The organism is Bacillus sp. FSL K6-2861 (genome assembly GCF_038630725.1).
Taxonomy (GTDB): domain Bacteria; phylum Bacillota; class Bacilli; order Bacillales; family Bacillaceae; genus Bacillus; species Bacillus velezensis.
Window position 1 is genome coordinate 1 of the sequence record NZ_CP152037.1, and the last position, 21709, is coordinate 21709.

13 protein-coding genes, 2 tRNA genes, 3 rRNA genes and 1 other annotated feature are annotated in these 21709 nt (G+C 46.8%); of the genes, 17 read left to right on the plus strand and 1 reads right to left on the minus strand.

Features of this window, described 5'->3' with window-relative positions; all coding sequences use genetic code 11:
* The 12 genes from dnaA (at nt 1) to rrf (ending at nt 14344) form a co-directional block, all read left to right on the plus strand.
* Nucleotides 1-1341 carry a chromosomal replication initiator protein DnaA gene (gene dnaA, locus NYE62_RS00005; RefSeq protein ID WP_007409908.1) on the plus strand — a complete coding sequence of 447 codons (1341 nt, stop codon included), beginning with the start codon at nt 1-3 and terminating at the stop codon, nt 1339-1341.
* A gap of 184 nt (nt 1342-1525) precedes the next feature.
* Nucleotides 1526-2662, plus strand: coding sequence for a DNA polymerase III subunit beta (gene dnaN / locus NYE62_RS00010; RefSeq protein WP_007409909.1), 1137 nt, complete (start codon nt 1526-1528; stop codon nt 2660-2662).
* A 134-nt stretch (nt 2663-2796) separates the two neighbouring features.
* Nucleotides 2797-3012, plus strand: coding sequence for a ribosome maturation protein RlbA (gene rlbA / locus NYE62_RS00015; protein WP_004392910.1), 216 nt, complete (start codon nt 2797-2799; stop codon nt 3010-3012).
* Between the two features lie 15 nt (nt 3013-3027).
* The gene (recF, locus tag NYE62_RS00020) at nt 3028-4140 is read left to right on the plus strand and encodes a DNA replication/repair protein RecF (protein WP_007409910.1); all 1113 of its coding nucleotides are present in this window, start codon (nt 3028-3030) and stop codon (nt 4138-4140) included.
* Nucleotides 4141-4157: 17 nt separating this feature from the next.
* Nucleotides 4158-4403, plus strand: a complete 246-nt coding sequence (locus NYE62_RS00025) for an extracellular matrix/biofilm biosynthesis regulator RemA family protein (RefSeq protein WP_004392908.1) — start codon at nt 4158-4160, stop codon at nt 4401-4403.
* 56 nt (nt 4404-4459) lie between these two features.
* The gene (gene gyrB, locus NYE62_RS00030) at nt 4460-6376 is read left to right on the plus strand and encodes a DNA topoisomerase (ATP-hydrolyzing) subunit B (protein ID WP_014720600.1); all 1917 of its coding nucleotides are present in this window, start codon (nt 4460-4462) and stop codon (nt 6374-6376) included.
* A gap of 215 nt (nt 6377-6591) precedes the next feature.
* On the plus strand, nt 6592-9051 hold the full coding sequence (gene gyrA / locus NYE62_RS00035; protein ID WP_015239009.1) for a DNA gyrase subunit A: 2460 nt from the start codon (nt 6592-6594) through the stop codon (nt 9049-9051).
* A 298-nt stretch (nt 9052-9349) separates the two neighbouring features.
* A 16S ribosomal RNA gene (locus NYE62_RS00040) occupies nt 9350-10899 on the plus strand.
* A 100-nt stretch (nt 10900-10999) separates the two neighbouring features.
* Nucleotides 11000-11076 (plus strand) — tRNA-Ile (locus tag NYE62_RS00045).
* A gap of 14 nt (nt 11077-11090) precedes the next feature.
* Nucleotides 11091-11166, plus strand: a tRNA-Ala gene (locus tag NYE62_RS00050).
* A gap of 82 nt (nt 11167-11248) precedes the next feature.
* Nucleotides 11249-14178, plus strand: a 23S ribosomal RNA gene (locus tag NYE62_RS00055).
* A gap of 50 nt (nt 14179-14228) precedes the next feature.
* Nucleotides 14229-14344 (plus strand): 5S ribosomal RNA (gene rrf / locus NYE62_RS00060).
* The 16S, 23S and 5S rRNA genes sit together here with 2 tRNA genes alongside, the layout of an rRNA operon.
* A 43-nt stretch (nt 14345-14387) precedes the next feature.
* Here rrf and NYE62_RS00065 read toward each other — a convergent pair.
* Complete coding sequence (locus tag NYE62_RS00065; protein ID WP_342497476.1) at nt 14388-15338, minus strand: YaaC family protein; 951 nt, start codon at nt 15336-15338, stop codon at nt 14388-14390.
* Nucleotides 15339-15458: 120 nt separating this feature from the next.
* Here NYE62_RS00065 and guaB point away from each other — a divergent pair, with 120 nt between their 5' ends.
* From guaB to serS, 5 genes are all read left to right on the plus strand, one after another.
* The gene (guaB, locus tag NYE62_RS00070) at nt 15459-16925 is read left to right on the plus strand and encodes an IMP dehydrogenase (protein WP_003150717.1); all 1467 of its coding nucleotides are present in this window, start codon (nt 15459-15461) and stop codon (nt 16923-16925) included.
* 152 nt (nt 16926-17077) lie between these two features.
* Nucleotides 17078-18409 (plus strand): D-alanyl-D-alanine carboxypeptidase, encoded by a 1332-nt coding sequence (dacA, locus tag NYE62_RS00075; protein WP_040238653.1) that lies wholly within the window; start codon nt 17078-17080, stop codon nt 18407-18409.
* Nucleotides 18410-18606: 197 nt separating this feature from the next.
* Nucleotides 18607-19491: a pyridoxal 5'-phosphate synthase lyase subunit PdxS gene (gene pdxS / locus NYE62_RS00080; protein ID WP_003150714.1), complete on the plus strand. Its 885-nt coding sequence runs from the start codon at nt 18607-18609 to the stop codon at nt 19489-19491.
* Between the two features lie 21 nt (nt 19492-19512).
* A complete protein-coding gene (gene pdxT / locus NYE62_RS00085; RefSeq protein WP_007615126.1) occupies nt 19513-20103 on the plus strand; it encodes a pyridoxal 5'-phosphate synthase glutaminase subunit PdxT in 591 nt (196 codons plus the stop codon).
* Between the two features lie 52 nt (nt 20104-20155).
* Nucleotides 20156-20368: a binding site (T-box leader), on the plus strand.
* A gap of 54 nt (nt 20369-20422) precedes the next feature.
* Nucleotides 20423-21700 carry a serine--tRNA ligase gene (serS, locus tag NYE62_RS00090; protein WP_007408744.1) on the plus strand — a complete coding sequence of 426 codons (1278 nt, stop codon included), beginning with the start codon at nt 20423-20425 and terminating at the stop codon, nt 21698-21700.
* Nucleotides 21701-21709: the final 9 nt, after the last annotated feature.

The window sequence follows — 21709 nt, forward strand, 5'->3', positions numbered from 1 at the left end:
ATGGAGAATATATTGGATCTTTGGAATCAAGCTCTAGCTCAAATTGAGAAAAAGCTAAGCAAACCGAGTTTCGAAACTTGGATGAAGTCGACGAAAGCCCATTCGCTGCAAGGGGATACCTTAACCATCACCGCTCCCAATGAATTTGCCAGAGACTGGCTGGAGTCCAGGTACTTACATCTCATTGCAGATACCATATACGAATTAACCGGGGAAGAATTGAGCGTCAAATTTGTCATTCCTCAAAATCAGGACGAAGAAAACTTTTTACCGAAACCGCAAGTGAAAAAAGCGGCAAAAGAGGAACCGTCTGATTTTCCCCAAAGCATGCTCAACCCGAAATATACATTCGACACATTCGTCATCGGATCGGGAAACCGATTCGCCCATGCAGCATCACTGGCTGTGGCGGAAGCACCCGCTAAAGCGTACAACCCTTTATTTATATACGGGGGAGTCGGCTTAGGAAAAACTCACTTAATGCACGCCATCGGCCATTATGTCATTGATCATAATCCTTCAGCCAAAGTGGTGTACCTGTCTTCTGAAAAATTCACAAATGAATTCATCAACTCAATCCGCGATAATAAAGCCGTTGATTTCCGCAACCGCTATCGGAACGTTGATGTACTTTTGATAGATGATATTCAATTTTTAGCCGGAAAAGAACAAACACAGGAAGAGTTTTTCCATACATTCAACACGCTTCATGAAGAAAGCAAACAAATCGTGATTTCCAGCGACAGACCGCCGAAAGAGATCCCGACCCTTGAAGACCGCCTGCGTTCGCGGTTCGAATGGGGATTGATTACGGATATCACACCGCCGGATCTGGAAACGCGGATTGCCATCCTGAGAAAGAAAGCGAAGGCGGAAGGCCTTGATATTCCGAACGAGGTCATGCTTTACATCGCGAATCAGATTGACAGCAACATCCGCGAACTGGAAGGGGCATTAATCCGGGTTGTCGCCTATTCATCCTTAATCAATAAAGACATTAACGCAGACCTGGCTGCAGAAGCATTGAAAGATATCATTCCGTCTTCTAAGCCGAAGGTCATTACGATAAAAGAGATTCAGCGGATTGTCGGACAGCAGTTCAACATTAAGCTTGAAGATTTCAAAGCGAAAAAGCGCACGAAATCCGTGGCGTTCCCAAGACAAATTGCGATGTATCTTTCAAGAGAAATGACGGATTCTTCTTTGCCTAAAATCGGGGAAGAATTTGGCGGCAGAGACCATACAACCGTCATTCACGCCCATGAAAAGATTTCAAAACTGCTGATTGATGACGAGCAGCTTCAGCAGCAGGTGAAAGAAATAAAAGAACTGCTTAAATAATAGTGCCCTCGGATGAATCGGGGAAAGTGTGAATAACTTTTTCATAGCCATACACAGTCTGTCCACATGTGGATAGGCTGTGTTTCCTGTCTTTTTCACAACTTATCCACAAATCCACAGGCCCTACTATTACTACTGCTATTTTTAAAATATATTAATTATATTATCCGTTAGGAGGATAAACATGAAATTTACGATTCAAAAAGATCGTTTAGTCGAAAGTGTACAAGACGTTCTAAAAGCCGTTTCATCCAGAACCACAATTCCCATTCTCACCGGTATTAAGATCGTCGCCTCAGATGAAGGAGTATCTTTCACAGGAAGTGACTCTGATATTTCAATCGAGTCATTCATTCCGAAAGAAGATGATGATAAAGAAATCGTGACGATCGATCAGCCGGGAAGTATCGTGCTGCAAGCGCGTTTCTTCAGCGAAATCGTTAAAAAACTGCCGATGGCGACTGTTGAAATCGAAGTTCAAAATCAATATTTAACGATTATCCGTTCCGGAAAAGCCGAATTTAATTTAAACGGCCTAGATGCAGATGAATATCCGCATCTACCGCAAATCGAAGAGCATCACGCCATTCAGATTCCGACGGATCTTTTGAAAAACCTCATCCGCCAAACCGTGTTCGCTGTGTCCGCCTCAGAAACACGCCCTATCTTGACAGGTGTAAACTGGAAAGTCGAAAACGGTGAATTATTATGCACTGCCACGGATAGCCACCGGCTCGCTTTAAGAAAGGCGAAGCTTGATATTCCGGAAGACAGCTCTTATAACGTGGTCATTCCCGGGAAAAGCTTAACCGAGCTGAGCAAAATTCTTGATGACAACCAAGAACTGGTTGATATCGTGATTACAGAAACCCAGGTTCTGTTCAAAGCGAAAAACGTATTGTTCTTCTCAAGATTGCTTGACGGAAACTATCCGGACACGACCAGCTTAATTCCGCAGGAAAGCAAAACGGAAATCGTCGTGAACACGAAGGAATTTTTACAGGCGATAGACCGTGCTTCTTTATTGGCGAGAGAAGGCCGCAACAACGTTGTAAAGCTTTCTGCCAAACCGGCGGATTCGCTGGAAATTTCATCAAATTCTCCGGAAATCGGGAAAGTGGTCGAAGCTGTGCTGGCTGACCAGATTGACGGCGAGGAATTAAATATTTCATTCAGTCCAAAATATATGATGGACGCACTGAAAGTACTTGAAGGAGCGGACATCCGTATCAGCTTTACGGGAGCGATGAGACCGTTTCTTATCCGTACGCCGAATGATGAAACCATCGTTCAGCTCATCCTTCCGGTCAGAACGTATTAATCAAACAGAATGTGCTGCCGGCTTAGTTCGGCAGCTTTTCTATTCATCAGCCGCTCCCTCAAGTTTTCCCTTTCCTTATTTCAGGATTTTTTAGTACAATTAGATATTAGTGATATTTGAAAGAGGTCGATAATATGGCAAATCCGATTTCGATTGATACAGAAATGATTACGCTTGGCCAGTTTTTAAAATTAGCCGATGTGATTCAGTCCGGCGGCATGGCGAAGTGGTTTCTGAGCGAGCATGAGGTGACTGTCAACAATGAACCTGACAATCGCCGCGGCAGAAAGCTTTACGTTGGAGACGTGGTCGCGATTGAAGGATTTGGTTCATTTCAAGTCGTCAATTAAAGCGGGTGACAGCGGTTGTATATCCAAAATTTAGAATTAACATCCTACCGTAATTATGAGCGCGCTGAGCTTCAATTCGAAAACAAGGTGAATGTGATCATCGGGGAAAATGCCCAAGGCAAAACCAATCTGATGGAAGCCATCTATGTCCTTTCGATGGCAAAATCACACCGCACCTCAAATGACAAAGAACTTATACGGTGGGACGAAGACTATGCTAAAATAGAAGGAAGAGTGATGAAGCGAAACGGGGACATCCCGATGCAGCTTGTCATCTCCAAAAAAGGTAAAAAGGGCAAGGTCAATCATATAGAGCAGCAAAAACTCAGTCAGTATGTCGGAGCGCTGAACACCATTATGTTTGCCCCTGAGGATTTAAATCTCGTCAAAGGAAGCCCTCAGGTGAGGAGGAGATTTCTCGATATGGAGATCGGGCAGGTTTCTGCCGTTTATCTGTATGATTTATCTCTTTATCAAAAAATCCTTTCACAGCGGAATCATTTTCTGAAACAGCTGCAAAGCCGGAAACAGACTGACCGGACCATGCTTGACGTTCTCACTGATCAGCTGATTGAAGCAGCCGCAAAAGTTGTCGCCAAACGTCTGCAGTTTACGGCGCAGCTTGAAAAATGGGCGCAGCCGATCCATTCCGGCATTTCCCGGGGACTTGAAGAACTGACGCTTAAGTACCACACGGCGCTTGATGTATCAGATCCCAAAGATTTGTCGAAAATAGGTAACAGCTACCAGGAGTCTTTTTCGAAATTAAAAGAAAAAGAAATAGAACGAGGCGTCACATTATTCGGACCGCATCGGGATGATGTCCTTTTTTATGTGAACGGACGCGATGTGCAGACGTACGGTTCGCAGGGACAGCAGCGTACGACGGCTTTGTCTTTGAAGCTGGCCGAAATAGATTTGATTCATGAAGAAATCGGAGAATACCCCATTTTACTTTTGGATGATGTACTAAGCGAGCTGGATGATTACCGACAGTCCCATTTGCTTCATACGATCCAAGGCCGTGTGCAGACATTTGTCACCACGACAAGCGTGGATGGCATTGACCACGATACCTTACATCAAGCAGGAATGTTCCGTGTGGAAAACGGTACGTTAGTGAAGTGAAGAAAAGAGGTGAGCGATTGTATATTCATTTAGGTGACGACTTTGTCGTTTCAACACGCGATATCGTCGGCATTTTTGACTGCAAGGTCAATGTATCGCCGATCGTTGAAGAATTTCTGGACAGACAGAAAGAAAAAGTAGTGCCGTCCGTAAACGGCACGCCAAAGTCTATCGTAGTCACGACTGAGAATATATATTACTCTCCCTTATCTTCTGGCACACTGAAGAAACGTGCGCAATTTATGTTAGAAATAGATTCTTAGCGGATCTTTACAATGAATATATCGTTTAAGAAAAGTGTAGGTGAATGTGCATGGCTATGGAACAGCAGCAAAATAGTTATGATGAGAATCAGATACAGGTATTAGAAGGTTTGGAAGCTGTTCGAAAGAGACCGGGGATGTACATCGGATCAACTAACAGCAAAGGCCTTCACCACTTGGTGTGGGAAATCGTCGACAACAGTATTGACGAAGCCCTGGCCGGTTATTGTACAGATATTAACATCGAGATTGAAAAAGATAACAGCATTACCGTTAAGGACAACGGGCGCGGAATTCCGGTCGGTATCCAGGAGAAGATGGGCCGCCCTGCGGTTGAAGTCATCATGACCGTTCTCCACGCCGGCGGTAAATTTGACGGAAGCGGATATAAAGTATCCGGCGGTCTTCACGGTGTAGGGGCATCTGTCGTAAACGCCTTGTCGACTACTCTTGACGTTACGGTTCATCGTGACGGAAAAATCCACTATCAGGCGTACGAGCGCGGTGTACCTGTGGCCGATCTTGAAGTGATCGGTGATACTGATAAGACCGGAACGATTACGCACTTCGTTCCGGATCCGGAAATCTTCAAAGAAACAACCGTATACGACTATGATCTGCTTTCAAACCGTGTCCGGGAATTGGCCTTCCTGACAAAAGGCGTAAACATCACGATTGAAGACAAACGTGAAGGACAAGAACGGAAAAACGAGTACCACTACGAAGGCGGAATCAAAAGCTATGTTGAGTACTTAAACCGTTCCAAAGAAGTCGTTCATGAAGAGCCGATTTATATCGAAGGCGAGAAAGACGGCATAACGGTTGAAGTTGCATTGCAATACAACGACAGCTATACAAGCAATATTTATTCTTTCACGAATAATATCAACACATACGAAGGCGGCACGCACGAGGCCGGATTTAAAACCGGTCTGACCCGTGTCATAAACGACTATGCAAGAAGAAAAGGGATTTTCAAAGAAAATGATCCGAATTTAAGCGGGGATGATGTGAGAGAAGGGCTGACTGCCATTATTTCAATTAAGCACCCTGATCCGCAATTCGAAGGGCAGACGAAAACGAAGCTCGGCAACTCCGAAGCGAGAACGATCACTGATACGCTGTTTTCTTCTGCGCTGGAAACATTCCTTCTTGAAAATCCGGACTCAGCCCGCAAAATCGTTGAAAAAGGTTTAATGGCCGCAAGAGCGCGGATGGCAGCGAAAAAAGCACGGGAATTGACCCGGCGCAAAAGTGCGCTTGAGATTTCCAATCTGCCGGGCAAACTGGCGGACTGTTCTTCTAAAGATCCGAGCATTTCCGAGCTGTATATCGTAGAGGGTGACTCTGCGGGCGGATCAGCGAAACAGGGACGGGACCGTCATTTCCAAGCTATTCTGCCGCTGCGCGGTAAGATTCTGAACGTTGAGAAAGCCAGACTTGATAAGATCCTCTCAAACAATGAGGTCAGATCAATGATCACGGCTCTCGGAACAGGAATCGGAGAAGATTTTAATCTTGAAAAAGCGCGTTATCATAAAGTGGTCATCATGACGGATGCCGATGTTGACGGCGCCCACATCAGAACGCTTTTATTAACGTTCTTCTACAGATACATGCGGGAAATCATCGAAAACGGCTATGTCTACATTGCCCAGCCGCCGCTTTATAAAGTGCAGCAGGGAAAACGGGTGGAATACGCTTATAACGATAAGCAGCTTGATGAGCTGTTAAAAGAGCTTCCGCAATCACCTAAGCCCGGCCTCCAGCGTTATAAAGGTCTTGGAGAAATGAACGCGACTCAGCTTTGGGAAACGACAATGGACCCTGCGACCAGAACGCTTCTGCAAGTCAATCTTGAAGATGCAATGGACGCTGACGAGACTTTTGAAATGCTGATGGGTGACAAAGTAGAACCGCGGAGAAACTTCATAGAAGCAAACGCCAGATACGTGAAAAATCTTGATATTTAACCAAGGAAGCCTTATTTTCGTTAAGAAATAAGGCTTTTTTCTCAAAGCGGCTTCTAAAGCCTCTGAAAAACCGCAAAACCCGTATATTCTACTAAATTAATGTGTATAAACACAAGTTTATTGATATAATGGAGAATAGTGAAATCGTATTGAAGATCATAATGGACAATCTACTCCCACATTATTTCATGTGATACTTCAGGGAGGTTTTTTTAATGAGTGAACAAAACACACCACAAGTACGTGAAGTCAATATCAGTCAGGAAATGCGGACATCCTTCCTGGACTATGCAATGAGCGTTATCGTATCCCGGGCGCTTCCGGATGTGCGTGACGGTCTGAAGCCGGTTCACAGACGGATTTTGTACGCGATGAATGATTTAGGCATGACCAGTGACAAACCATATAAAAAATCTGCCCGTATCGTCGGTGAAGTTATCGGTAAGTACCACCCGCACGGTGACTCAGCGGTTTACGAATCAATGGTCAGAATGGCGCAGGATTTTAACTACCGCTACATGCTTGTTGACGGACACGGCAACTTCGGTTCGGTTGACGGCGACTCAGCGGCCGCGATGCGTTACACAGAAGCGAGAATGTCAAAAATCGCAATGGAAATCCTCCGGGACATTACGAAAGATACGATTGATTATCAAGATAACTATGACGGCGCAGAAAGAGAACCTGTCGTCATGCCTTCGAGATTTCCGAATCTGCTCGTCAACGGAGCTGCCGGTATCGCGGTCGGAATGGCGACAAATATTCCTCCGCATCAGCTTGGGGAAGTCATTGAAGGCGTGCTTGCCGTAAGTGAGAATCCTGAGATTACAAACCAGGAGCTGATGGAATACATCCCGGGCCCGGATTTTCCGACTGCAGGTCAGATTTTAGGCCGGAGCGGCATCCGCAAGGCATATGAATCCGGACGGGGATCCATTACGATCCGGGCTAAGGCTGAAATCGAAGAGACATCATCGGGAAAAGAAAGAATTATTGTCACGGAACTTCCTTATCAGGTGAACAAAGCGAGATTAATTGAAAAAATCGCAGATCTTGTCCGAGACAAAAAAATCGAAGGAATTACGGATCTGCGTGACGAATCCGACCGTAACGGAATGAGAATCGTCATTGAGATCCGCCGTGACGCCAATGCTCACGTCATTTTGAATAACCTGTACAAACAAACGGCCCTGCAGACGTCTTTCGGAATCAACCTGCTGGCGCTCGTTGACGGACAGCCGAAGGTACTAAGCCTGAAACAATGTCTGGAGCATTATCTTGATCACCAAAAGGTTGTGATCCGGCGCAGAACGGCTTACGAACTCCGCAAAGCGGAAGCGAGAGCTCACATTCTGGAAGGTTTAAGAATTGCTCTCGATCATTTAGATGCCGTTATTTCTCTTATCCGCAATTCCCAGACGGCTGAAATTGCGAGAACAGGTTTGATCGAACAATTCTCACTGACTGAAAAACAAGCGCAAGCCATTCTGGATATGCGCCTTCAGCGATTAACCGGTCTGGAGCGCGAAAAGATTGAAGAGGAATATCAATCACTTGTTGCGCTTATCGCCGAGCTGAAAGATATTTTAGCCAATGAAGCAAGAGTTCTTGAGATCATTCGTGAAGAGCTCAATGAAATCAAAGAGCGTTTCAATGATGAGAGACGCACTGAAATCGTGACGTCCGGTCTTGAAACAATTGAAGATGAAGATCTTATCGAGAGAGAAAATATCGTCATCACACTGACCCATAACGGCTATGTTAAACGTCTCCCGGCGTCCACATACCGCAGCCAAAAACGGGGCGGAAAAGGCGTACAGGGAATGGGAACGAATGAAGATGACTTTGTGGAACACTTAATTTCCACATCAACGCACGATACGATCCTGTTCTTCTCTAATAAAGGGAAGGTATACCGTTCTAAAGGATATGAAATCCCTGAATACGGCCGTACGGCAAAAGGCATTCCGATTATTAACCTTCTAGAGGTTGAAAAAGGCGAATGGATTAATGCCATTATTCCGGTCAGCACGTTTGATGAGGAGCAATACCTCTTCTTTACGACCAAACAAGGGGTGTCGAAACGTACGGCACTGTCCCAGTTTGCGAATATACGGAATAACGGGCTGATCGCCCTAGGTCTCCGGGAAGACGATGAACTGATGGCCGTCCGCCTGACTGACGGCAAGAAACAAATCATCATCGGAACGAAGAACGGTTTGCTGATCCGTTTCCCTGAAGCAGATGTAAGACAAATGGGACGCACAGCTGCGGGTGTTAAAGGCATCACGCTGACAGACGATGATGTCGTGGTAGGCATGGAGATTCTTGAAGAAGACTCCCATGTCCTCATAGTGACAGAAAACGGCTACGGCAAACGCACACCGGCTTCAGAATACAGAGTTCAAAGCCGGGGCGGAAAAGGCCTTAAAACATGTAAAATCACTGACAGCAACGGTCCGTTAGTAACCGTGAAAGCAACAAAAGGCGAAGAGGACTTAATGATTATTACGGCAAGCGGCGTGTTAATCAGAATGGATATTAATGATATTTCCACTACGGGACGCGTAACACAAGGCGTCCGTCTGATCCGCATGTCTGATCAAGAGCATGTAGCCACTGTGGCGCTTGTGGAAAAGAATGAAGAAGAGCCGGAAGAAACGGAAGAAGTATAAACGAAAAAGCGCAGCTGCAACAGGCTGCGCTTTTACTATATAAAGAAGTGAAAAAAAGCTTTGACACATAGCGATGATACTGATATAATTCTTTTTGTTGTCTTTTTAATAGAAAGGCAAGCCTAGTGAAAATATTTTTTAAAAAAGTATTGACCTAGCAAACTGAAAATGTTATGATTAAGAGGTCGCTTCGAGAGAAGCAACAAAGTTCTTTGAAAACTAAACAAGACAAAACGTACCTGTTAATTCAAAGTTTTAAATAAATCGCACAGCGATGTGCGTAGTCAGTCAAACTACTTTATCGGAGAGTTTGATCCTGGCTCAGGACGAACGCTGGCGGCGTGCCTAATACATGCAAGTCGAGCGGACAGATGGGAGCTTGCTCCCTGATGTTAGCGGCGGACGGGTGAGTAACACGTGGGTAACCTGCCTGTAAGACTGGGATAACTCCGGGAAACCGGGGCTAATACCGGATGGTTGTTTGAACCGCATGGTTCAGACATAAAAGGTGGCTTCGGCTACCACTTACAGATGGACCCGCGGCGCATTAGCTAGTTGGTGAGGTAACGGCTCACCAAGGCGACGATGCGTAGCCGACCTGAGAGGGTGATCGGCCACACTGGGACTGAGACACGGCCCAGACTCCTACGGGAGGCAGCAGTAGGGAATCTTCCGCAATGGACGAAAGTCTGACGGAGCAACGCCGCGTGAGTGATGAAGGTTTTCGGATCGTAAAGCTCTGTTGTTAGGGAAGAACAAGTGCCGTTCAAATAGGGCGGCACCTTGACGGTACCTAACCAGAAAGCCACGGCTAACTACGTGCCAGCAGCCGCGGTAATACGTAGGTGGCAAGCGTTGTCCGGAATTATTGGGCGTAAAGGGCTCGCAGGCGGTTTCTTAAGTCTGATGTGAAAGCCCCCGGCTCAACCGGGGAGGGTCATTGGAAACTGGGGAACTTGAGTGCAGAAGAGGAGAGTGGAATTCCACGTGTAGCGGTGAAATGCGTAGAGATGTGGAGGAACACCAGTGGCGAAGGCGACTCTCTGGTCTGTAACTGACGCTGAGGAGCGAAAGCGTGGGGAGCGAACAGGATTAGATACCCTGGTAGTCCACGCCGTAAACGATGAGTGCTAAGTGTTAGGGGGTTTCCGCCCCTTAGTGCTGCAGCTAACGCATTAAGCACTCCGCCTGGGGAGTACGGTCGCAAGACTGAAACTCAAAGGAATTGACGGGGGCCCGCACAAGCGGTGGAGCATGTGGTTTAATTCGAAGCAACGCGAAGAACCTTACCAGGTCTTGACATCCTCTGACAATCCTAGAGATAGGACGTCCCCTTCGGGGGCAGAGTGACAGGTGGTGCATGGTTGTCGTCAGCTCGTGTCGTGAGATGTTGGGTTAAGTCCCGCAACGAGCGCAACCCTTGATCTTAGTTGCCAGCATTCAGTTGGGCACTCTAAGGTGACTGCCGGTGACAAACCGGAGGAAGGTGGGGATGACGTCAAATCATCATGCCCCTTATGACCTGGGCTACACACGTGCTACAATGGACAGAACAAAGGGCAGCGAAACCGCGAGGTTAAGCCAATCCCACAAATCTGTTCTCAGTTCGGATCGCAGTCTGCAACTCGACTGCGTGAAGCTGGAATCGCTAGTAATCGCGGATCAGCATGCCGCGGTGAATACGTTCCCGGGCCTTGTACACACCGCCCGTCACACCACGAGAGTTTGTAACACCCGAAGTCGGTGAGGTAACCTTTATGGAGCCAGCCGCCGAAGGTGGGACAGATGATTGGGGTGAAGTCGTAACAAGGTAGCCGTATCGGAAGGTGCGGCTGGATCACCTCCTTTCTAAGGATTTTAACGGAATATAAGACCTTGGGTCTTATAAACAGAACGTTCCCTGTCTTGTTTAGTTTTGAAGGAACTTTGATTCTTTTATATGGTAGATGGGCCTGTAGCTCAGCTGGTTAGAGCGCACGCCTGATAAGCGTGAGGTCGGTGGTTCGAGTCCACTCAGGCCCACCATCTTTACCCAATAAGGGGCCTTAGCTCAGCTGGGAGAGCGCCTGCTTTGCACGCAGGAGGTCAGCGGTTCGATCCCGCTAGGCTCCACCAACGTGTTCTTTGAAAACTAGATAACAGAAGTAATTCACATTCAATTAGTAATGCAAGATATCACGTAGTGATTCTTTTTAACGGTTAAGTTAGAAAGGGCGCACGGTGGATGCCTTGGCACTAGGAGCCGATGAAGGACGGGACGAACACCGATATGCTTCGGGGAGCTGTAAGCAAGCTTTGATCCGGAGATTTCCGAATGGGGAAACCCACCACTCGTAATGGAGTGGTATCCATATCTGAATACATAGGATATGAGAAGGCAGACCCGGGGAACTGAAACATCTAAGTACCCGGAGGAAGAGAAAGCAAATGCGATTCCCTGAGTAGCGGCGAGCGAAACGGGATCAGCCCAAACCAAGAGGCTTGCCTCTTGGGGTTGTAGGACACTCTGTACGGAGTTACAAAGGAACGAGGTAGATGAAGAGGTCTGGAAAGGCCCGCCATAGGAGGTAACAGCCCTGTAGTCAAAACTTCGTTCTCTCCTGAGTGGATCCTGAGTACGGCGGAACACGTGAAATTCCGTCGGAATCCGGGAGGACCATCTCCCAAGGCTAAATACTCCCTAGTGACCGATAGTGAACCAGTACCGTGAGGGAAAGGTGAAAAGCACCCCGGAAGGGGAGTGAAAGAGATCCTGAAACCGTGTGCCTACAAGTAGTCAGAGCCCGTTAACGGGTGATGGCGTGCCTTTTGTAGAATGAACCGGCGAGTTACGATCCCGTGCAAGGTTAAGCAGAAGATGCGGAGCCGCAGCGAAAGCGAGTCTGAATAGGGCGAATTGAGTACGTGGTCGTAGACCCGAAACCAGGTGATCTACCCATGTCCAGGGTGAAGTTCAGGTAACACTGAATGGAGGCCCGAACCCACGCACGTTGAAAAGTGCGGGGATGAGGTGTGGGTAGGGGTGAAATGCCAATCGAACCTGGAGATAGCTGGTTCTCTCCGAAATAGCTTTAGGGCTAGCCTCAAGGTAAGAGTCTCGGAGGTAGAGCACTGATTGGACTAGGGGCCCCTACCGGGTTACCGAATTCAGTCAAACTCCGAATGCCGATGACTTATCCTTGGGAGTCAGACTGCGAGTGATAAGATCCGTAGTCGAAAGGGAAACAGCCCAGACCGCCAGCTAAGGTCCCAAAGTATACGTTAAGTGGAAAAGGATGTGGAGTTGCTTAGACAACCAGGATGTTGGCTTAGAAGCAGCCACCATTTAAAGAGTGCGTAATAGCTCACTGGTCGAGTGACTCTGCGCCGAAAATGTACCGGGGCTAAACGTATCACCGAAGCTGCGGACTGTTCTTCGAACAGTGGTAGGAGAGCGTTCTAAGGGCTGTGAAGCAAGACCGGAAGGACTTGTGGAGCGCTTAGAAGTGAGAATGCCGGTATGAGTAGCGAAAGAGGGGTGAGAATCCCCTCCACCGAATGCCTAAGGTTTCCTGAGGAAGGCTCGTCCGCTCAGGGTTAGTCGGGACCTAAGCCGAGGCCGAAAGGCGTAGGCGATGGATAACAGGTTGATATTCCTGTACCACCTCCTCACCATTTGAGCAATGGGGGGACGCAGGAGGATAGGGTAAGCGCGGTATTGGATATCCGCGTCCAAGCAGTTAGGCTGGGAAATAGGCAAATCCGTTTCCCGTGAAGGCTGAGCTGTGATGGCGAGCGAATTATAGTAGCGAAGTTCCTGATTCCACACTGCCAAGAAAAGCCTCTAGCGAGGTGAGAGGTGCCCGTACCGCAAACCGACACAGGTAGGCGAGGAGAGAATCCTAAGGTGATCGAGAGAACTCTCGTTAAGGAACTCGGCAAAATGACCCCGTAACTTCGGGAGAAGGGGTGCTCTGTTAGGGTGCAAGCCCGAGAGAGCCGCAGTGAATAGGCCCAGGCGACTGTTTAGCAAAAACACAGGTCTCTGCGAAGCCGTAAGGCGAAGTATAGGGGCTGACGCCTGCCCGGTGCTGGAAGGTTAAGAGGAGCGCTTAGCGTAAGCGAAGGTGCGAATTGAAGCCCCAGTAAACGGCGGCCGTAACTATAACGGTCCTAAGGTAGCGAAATTCCTTGTCGGGTAAGTTCCGACCCGCACGAAAGGCGCAACGATCTGGGCACTGTCTCAACGAGAGACTCGGTGAAATTATAGTACCTGTGAAGATGCAGGTTACCCGCGACAGGACGGAAAGACCCCGTGGAGCTTTACTGCAGCCTGATATTGAATGTTGGTACAGCTTGTACAGGATAGGTAGGAGCCTTGGAAACCGGAGCGCCAGCTTCGGTGGAGGCATCGGTGGGATACTACCCTGGCTGTATTGACCTTCTAACCCGCCGCCCTTATCGGGCGGGGAGACAGTGTCAGGTGGGCAGTTTGACTGGGGCGGTCGCCTCCTAAAAGGTAACGGAGGCGCCCAAAGGTTCCCTCAGAATGGTTGGAAATCATTCGCAGAGTGTAAAGGCACAAGGGAGCTTGACTGCGAGACCTACAAGTCGAGCAGGGACGAAAGTCGGGCTTAGTGATCCGGTGGTTCCGCATGGAAGGGCCATCGCTCAACGGATAAAAGCTACCCCGGGGATAACAGGCTTATCTCCCCCAAGAGTCCACATCGACGGGGAGGTTTGGCACCTCGATGTCGGCTCATCGCATCCTGGGGCTGTAGTCGGTCCCAAGGGTTGGGCTGTTCGCCCATTAAAGCGGTACGCGAGCTGGGTTCAGAACGTCGTGAGACAGTTCGGTCCCTATCCGTCGCGGGCGCAGGAAATTTGAGAGGAGCTGTCCTTAGTACGAGAGGACCGGGATGGACGCACCGCTGGTGTACCAGTTGTTCTGCCAAGGGCATCGCTGGGTAGCTATGTGCGGACGGGATAAGTGCTGAAAGCATCTAAGCATGAAGCCCCCCTCAAGATGAGATTTCCCATTCCGCAAGGAAGTAAGATCCCTGAAAGATGATCAGGTTGATAGGTCTGAGGTGGAAGTGTGGCGACACATGGAGCTGACAGATACTAATCGATCGAGGACTTAACCAATTTGAATGTATGCTTACTGTTATCTAGTTTTGAGAGAACACTCTCAATGGTTTGGTGGCGATAGCGAAGAGGTCACACCCGTTCCCATGCCGAACACGGAAGTTAAGCTCTTCAGCGCCGATGGTAGTCGGGGGTTTCCCCCTGTGAGAGTAGGACGCCGCCAAGCTATATTATGGTAAAGGCAGCTCATCATGAGCTGCCTTTTTTGTTTATAAGTATTGCTTCAGGAAATTAGAAACGTAATACGGAAATTTGCGTTCCGTGACATCTAAGAACCGGCGGATCATCACATAATCATCACTGACATGCTGTGTCAGCAGTTCATACCACCACTCCGTTTCATATCTCGCAATCATCCCGATATTGTAGAGGACCAAATAATGAATAATCATTTCCGGAAGATGCAGGAAGTGATCACGCTGAGAGGGAATGTAATATTGATTTTTCTCCAAGTGAAACAATAAATTTGGCGAAGACCAAAATTCTCTGTCTATCGGGTCAGCCTCAAAAACCAAGTGGTTATGGTCTTTCCTCAGAAAAGACCACTTTAAATGATGGCTGATATATTCAGCAAATCGGGAATCAGACATATTGTAATGAATCACCGCATGCTCAGGCACTGAAATAAGGTCATCTTTGAGCTCTACTCGGGTCAGCCAATTCTTTTTCTCTTGGAAGTAAAAGACAGTATGCAATTCAGGTATGGCTGTCAGCAATTTCTTCATTGTGTACCGTTCTTCCTCAAGACCAGCTATCCCGAATAAGTGCTTCATTACATGAATACATAAGCCATTGCGCTGCACCTTCACTTCATCATCCCTAAAGGAGTAATTTTGCTTTTTGCGTTTCCGGGCAGTCACGCCATGCGCGAGTACTGAGGCGTGGCTTGGATAGCTTGGATCTGTGGTCAGAAGGCAGGCTTTCAGCAATTGTGACATCCCGTAAAACAACAGAATAGGCTTAATTTCTAAAGGGGAAAAAGATGCCTGCTTGTAGAAGGACTCGGCGTGTTTGATAAAGAATATGAAGCGCTCACTGTTCTTAAACGCATATCGTTTTGGTTCTTCCATGCCGCTTTCTGTATAGACTTTGTTTAGAAATTTCTGGGAAGATTCTACGGAATAAAATAATGATAACTCTTTCCACTCATGATCTCTCATATGTATTTTTAAACCCTTTCCTTTATCTAAATATTTCAACTCTTTTTCGCTTCCTTGACATGCTGTTTTCTAGTTGATAATCTACATATAATATTTTGCCGAAAAGAGGGGGATTTACTAATGTGGGAAAGTAAATTTTCAAAAGAAGGCTTAACGTTCGATGATGTACTGCTCGTACCGGCTCAATCAGACGTACTTCCGCGTGATGTGGATTTATCTGTTGAACTGACAAAGACGTTAAAGCTTAACATTCCTGTCATCAGTGCGGGAATGGATACAGTAACAGAATCAGCTATGGCGATTGCGATGGCCAGACAGGGCGGCTTGGGTATTATTCATAAAAACATGTCCATCGAGCAGCAGGCTGAACATGTTGACAAAGTCAAACGTTCTGAACGGGGCGTTATTACAAATCCCTTCTTTTTAACACCTGATCATCAAGTATTCGATGCGGAGCATTTGATGGGGAAATACAGAATTTCCGGTGTTCCGATCGTAGATAATAAAGACGATCAAAAGCTTGTCGGTATCATTACAAACCGTGACCTTCGCTTTATCTCTGATTATTCAATGAAAATCAGTGATGTCATGACAAAAGAAGAGCTGGTTACGGCTCCTGTGGGAACCACATTAGACGAAGCAGAAAAAATCTTACAGAAACATAAAATTGAAAAACTTCCGTTAGTGGATGACCAAAACAAATTAAAAGGTCTTATCACGATCAAAGATATTGAAAAGGTTATCGAATTCCCGAATTCATCTAAAGATGAACACGGACGCCTTATTGTCGGCGCTGCGGTAGGCGTGACAGGCGATACAATGACACGCGTCAGCAAGCTTGTTGAAGCGAATGTCGACGTTATCGTGGTTGATACGGCTCACGGACATTCCAGAGGCGTACTGAACACAGTCGCGAAAATCCGTGAAACATATCCTGAACTGAACATTATCGCAGGAAATGTTGCAACGGCTGAAGCGACAAAAGCCCTGATTGAAGCCGGAGCAAATATTGTCAAAGTGGGAATCGGACCTGGTTCTATCTGTACGACACGCGTCGTTGCAGGTGTAGGCGTACCGCAGATCACTGCCATTTATGATTGTGCCACTGAAGCGAGAAAACACGGCGCGACAATTATCGCAGACGGCGGTATTAAATTCTCCGGAGATATTACGAAAGCGTTGGCTTCAGGCGGACATGCCGTAATGCTCGGAAGCCTGCTTGCCGGTACTTCAGAAAGCCCGGGAGAGACTGAAATCTATCAAGGCAGAAGATTTAAAGTGTATCGCGGTATGGGTTCTGTCGCTGCCATGGAAAAAGGCAGTAAAGACCGATATTTCCAAGAAGAAAATAAGAAATTCGTCCCTGAAGGTATCGAAGGACGGACTCCGTACAAAGGTCCTGTAGAAGAAACAGTGTATCAGCTTGTCGGCGGTCTTCGTTCAGGGATGGGATATTGCGGTTCAAAAGACTTGCGCGCTTTAAGAGAAGAGGCTCAATTCATCCGTATGACAGGTGCCGGACTTCGCGAAAGTCATCCGCATGATGTCCAAATTACGAAAGAATCACCAAACTATACAATCTCATAATTGTTACAAATAAAAAACATTTGACAGGGTCGCTGACTCTGTCTATTTTTTTTATATCGAGTGTGATAAAATTTATACTGTTGTGTTTTGAATTTGAATATGTCCTTAACGGCTTAATTATAGATTTAAAATGAATGACGGAGGTCGTAAGATTGAACATCACGAAATGGAAACAGCTGTTGGTGTCATTAGTGGTACTGGCACTGGCCGCAACTTGCTTTGTTCCAATGTCTAAAGCGGAGGCAGCCGGCAATGACCCGATTGATGTCAACGCATCAGCTGCGATAATGATTGAGGCTTCATCGGGAAAAATTTTATACAGTAAAAATGCAGACAAAAGACTGCCGATTGCCAGCATGACAAAAATGATGACTGAATATCTGCTTCTGGAAGCCATTAAAGAAGGAAAAGTGAAATGGGATCAAACGTATACTCCTGATGATTATGTCTATGAAATTTCTCAAGACAACAGTTTATCAAACGTCCCCCTTCGAAAAGACGGCAAATACACGGTTAAAGAACTGTATCAGGCTATGGCGATTTACTCTGCCAACGGAGCCGCGATTGCAGTTGCCGAAATTCTTGCCGGAACTGAAACGAAATTTGTCGCTGAAATGAATGCGAAAGCCAAAGAATTAGGCATGACAAACTATGATTTTAAAAATGCCACAGGGCTTGTGAATGAAGACCTTCACGGCAAGCAGCCGCAAGGAGAAGGCGTTAAAGAAGAGAGTGAAGTTTCTGCTAAAGACATGGCGCTTCTTGCAGACCGCCTGATCACTGATTATCCGGAAGTTCTCAAAACAACAAGCATCGCTAAAACGAAATTCAGAGCCGGCACTGATGATGAAATGGACATGCCGAACTGGAACTTCATGTTAAAAGGTCTTGTTTCTGAATACCCTGGCGTTGACGGCTTAAAAACGGGTTCTACTGATTCTGCGGGATCTTGTTTTACAAGCACAGCACAGCGGAACGGAATGCGGGTCATCACCGTTGTATTAGACGCAAAAGGCAACCTGCATACCGGACGTTTTGATGAAACGAAAAAAATGCTCGATTACGCATTTAACGGCAATTTCTCAATGAAAGATCTTTACCCTGAAGGCTCTCAAGTAAAAGGGCACAAAACGATTGACGTTGAAAAAGGGAAAGACAAGCAAGTCGATATTGTTACTGACAAGGCGCTTTCTATTCCTGTGAAAAGCGGGGATGAAAAGAACTATAAAGCCGAAGTGACTTTAGATAAAAAAGAAATCACGGCTCCTGTGAAAAAGGGAACGAAAGTCGGAACGCTGACAGTTACATACAAAGGCAGTGACAAAGACTATGGCTTCCTCAAATCCAAAGAGTTCAGCGTGAATCTTGTAACGAAAAATGATGTAGATAAAGCAAACTGGTTTGTTCAGATGATGCGCGGCATCGGCGGATTCTTCTCCGGTATCTGGAACAGCGCCGTTGACACGGTAACAGGCTGGTTTTAAGAAATAAGAAAGAGCTCTGATGAAAGTTAGGGCTCTTTTGCTTAATATACTGAAAAAACCAAATTATTAGTAAAAAAATGATATCTATCTTATTCATCTCGCTGTAAAATAAGAATACCCATATGAAATATTGTATTTCTGGGATACAATAAGAGATAGAAATTATCTAACTATACATTGACTAGGGGGACCAAATAATGGCTCAAACAGGTACTGATCGTGTAAAACGCGGCATGGCGGAAATGCAAAAAGGCGGCGTCATCATGGACGTTGTAAATGCTGAACAAGCGAAGATTGCGGAAGAGGCGGGAGCTGTTGCCGTAATGGCGTTAGAACGCGTTCCGGCTGATATTCGCGCTGCCGGCGGTGTTGCCCGCATGGCTGATCCGACAATCGTTGAAGAAGTAATGAATGCTGTATCCATTCCCGTAATGGCAAAAGCGCGTATCGGACATATCGTTGAAGCGCGTGTCCTTGAAGCAATGGGAGTAGATTACATCGATGAAAGTGAAGTTCTGACTCCGGCTGACGAAGAATTTCATTTAAATAAAAACGAATATACAGTCCCGTTCGTATGCGGCTGCCGTGATCTCGGCGAAGCAACGCGCCGTATCGCCGAAGGAGCTTCCATGCTTCGTACAAAAGGCGAACCGGGAACAGGAAACATTGTGGAAGCTGTCCGCCATATGAGAAAAGTAAACGCGCAAGTGCGCAAAGTTGTTGCGATGAGCGATGATGAGCTGATGACTGAAGCTAAAAACCTCGGCGCTCCTTATGAACTGCTTCTTCAAATCAAGCGTGACGGCAAACTGCCTGTAGTGAACTTTGCTGCCGGCGGAGTAGCGACGCCTGCTGACGCGGCATTGATGATGCAGCTTGGCGCTGACGGCGTATTTGTCGGTTCAGGTATTTTCAAATCAGACAACCCTGCTAAATTCGCCAAAGCAATTGTTGAAGCAACGACTCATTACACAGACTACAAACTGATCGCTGAGCTTTCTAAAGAATTAGGCACAGCGATGAAAGGAATCGAAATCTCAAATCTATTGCCGGAACAGCGTATGCAAGAACGCGGCTGGTAAAACCATAGGAGAGCTGGAAGCATGTTAACAATTGGTGTACTTGGACTTCAAGGAGCAGTAAGAGAACATATTCGTTCAATTGAAGCATGTGGTTCAAAAGGTGTCGTCATTAAGCGTCCTGAACAGCTGAATGACATCGACGGCTTAATCCTGCCGGGCGGGGAAAGCACGACGATGCGGCGTTTAATGGATACGTATCATTTTATGGAGCCGCTTCGCGAGTTTGCCGCCCAAGGCAAGCCGATGTTCGGCACATGCGCCGGTCTGATCATTTTAGCCAAAGAGATAGCGGGAACGGATAACGCTCATTTAGGGCTGTTGAACGTTGTCGTCGAGCGTAATTCCTTTGGCCGTCAGGTTGACAGCTTTGAAGCTGATCTGACGATTAAAGGCCTTGATGAGCCGTTTACGGGTGTATTTATTCGCGCGCCGCATATTTTAGAAGCCGGAGAAGATGTTGAAGTGCTTTGTGAGCATAACGGACGCATCGTGGCTGCAAAGCAGGGGAATTTCCTCGGCTGCTCGTTCCATCCTGAACTGACGGATGATCACCGGGTGACAGAGCTGTTTGTGAAGATGGCGGAAAAGCATAAGCAGGAAACAGCTGTATAAAACAGTTGAAAACCGCTGATACTTATAGTACATTATAAACACAAATAAAGATCGAAAAGCGTTGACAGGAAGCAGTAGGAAGCCTCTCTTTCAAAGAGAGCCGATGGGTGGTGCGAATCGGTGAAAGATGCTGTCCGAATCCGTCCTTGAGCGAAATGCTGAAAACAAGTAGGCATTTACGGGAAAACCGTTATGTGTTAAAGCGGGAAGCAAGTGTGAGCTTGTTTTCAATCAGGGTGGCAACGCGAGAGCTCTCGTCCCTTTTAGGGGATGAGGGCTCTTTTTTATTTTCGATAAAAACAGATAGGAGTTGTTAGGCATGATTGATACGAAGGTGCTGAGAGCCAATTTTCAAGAGGTAAAAGCGAAGCTCATTCCAAAAGGCGAAGACTTATCTGACTTTGACAAGTTTGAAGAGCTGGACGAAAAGAGAAGAGAGCTTATCGGTAAAGTAGAAGAACTGAAGGGAAAACGCAATGAAGTATCTCAGCAGGTCGCCGTTTTGAAACGGGAGAAAAAAGACGCTGATCATATTATTAAAGAGATGCGCGAAGTGGGCGAAGAAATTAAGAAGCTTGATGAAGAGCTTCGTACGGTCGAAACGACGCTCGAAACCATCCTTCTGTCTATTCCGAACATCCCGCACGATTCAGTGCCCGTCGGGGAAACGGAAGATGATAACATTGAAATCCGCAAGTGGGGAGAGGCGCCGGCGTTTTCATATGAGCCGAAACCGCATTGGGATATCGCAGACCATTTAAACATTCTTGATTTCGAACGCGCTTCAAAAGTAACAGGCAGCCGGTTTGTGTTTTATAAAGGATTAGGCGCCCGCCTCGAACGCGCGCTCTACAACTTTATGCTGGATCTTCACGTAGATGAATATGATTACACGGAAGTCATTCCTCCTTATATGGTAAACCGTACGAGCATGACAGGCACGGGACAGCTTCCTAAATTTGAAGAGGATGCTTTTAAAATCAGAGAAGAGGATTATTTCTTAATTCCGACGGCGGAAGTGCCGATTACAAATATGCACCGCGATGAAATCTTATCCGGTGAGAACCTGCCGATCAATTATGCCGCATTCAGCGCTTGCTTCCGTTCAGAAGCGGGATCTGCCGGCCGTGATACACGCGGTTTGATCCGCCAGCATCAGTTCAACAAGGTTGAGCTTGTGAAATTCGTGAAGCCGGAAGATTCTTATGAGGAGCTTGAAAAACTGACGAATCAAGCTGAGCGGGTGCTTCAGCTGCTTGAACTGCCGTATCGTGTCATGAGCATGTGTACCGGTGATCTCGGCTTTACAGCCGCGAAAAAGTACGATATTGAGGTATGGATTCCAAGCCAAGACACATACCGTGAAATTTCTTCTTGCAGTAACTTTGAGGCCTTCCAGGCGAGACGCGCAAACATTCGATTCAGACGCGAAGCGAAAGGCAAGCCGGAGCATGTGCATACATTAAACGGTTCAGGTCTTGCAGTCGGCAGAACAGTAGCTGCCATCTTAGAAAACTATCAGCAGGAAGACGGAAGTGTCATCATTCCGAAAGTGCTTCGTCCTTATATGGGAAATAAAGAAGTCATCAAACCGTAAAAGGTGCGC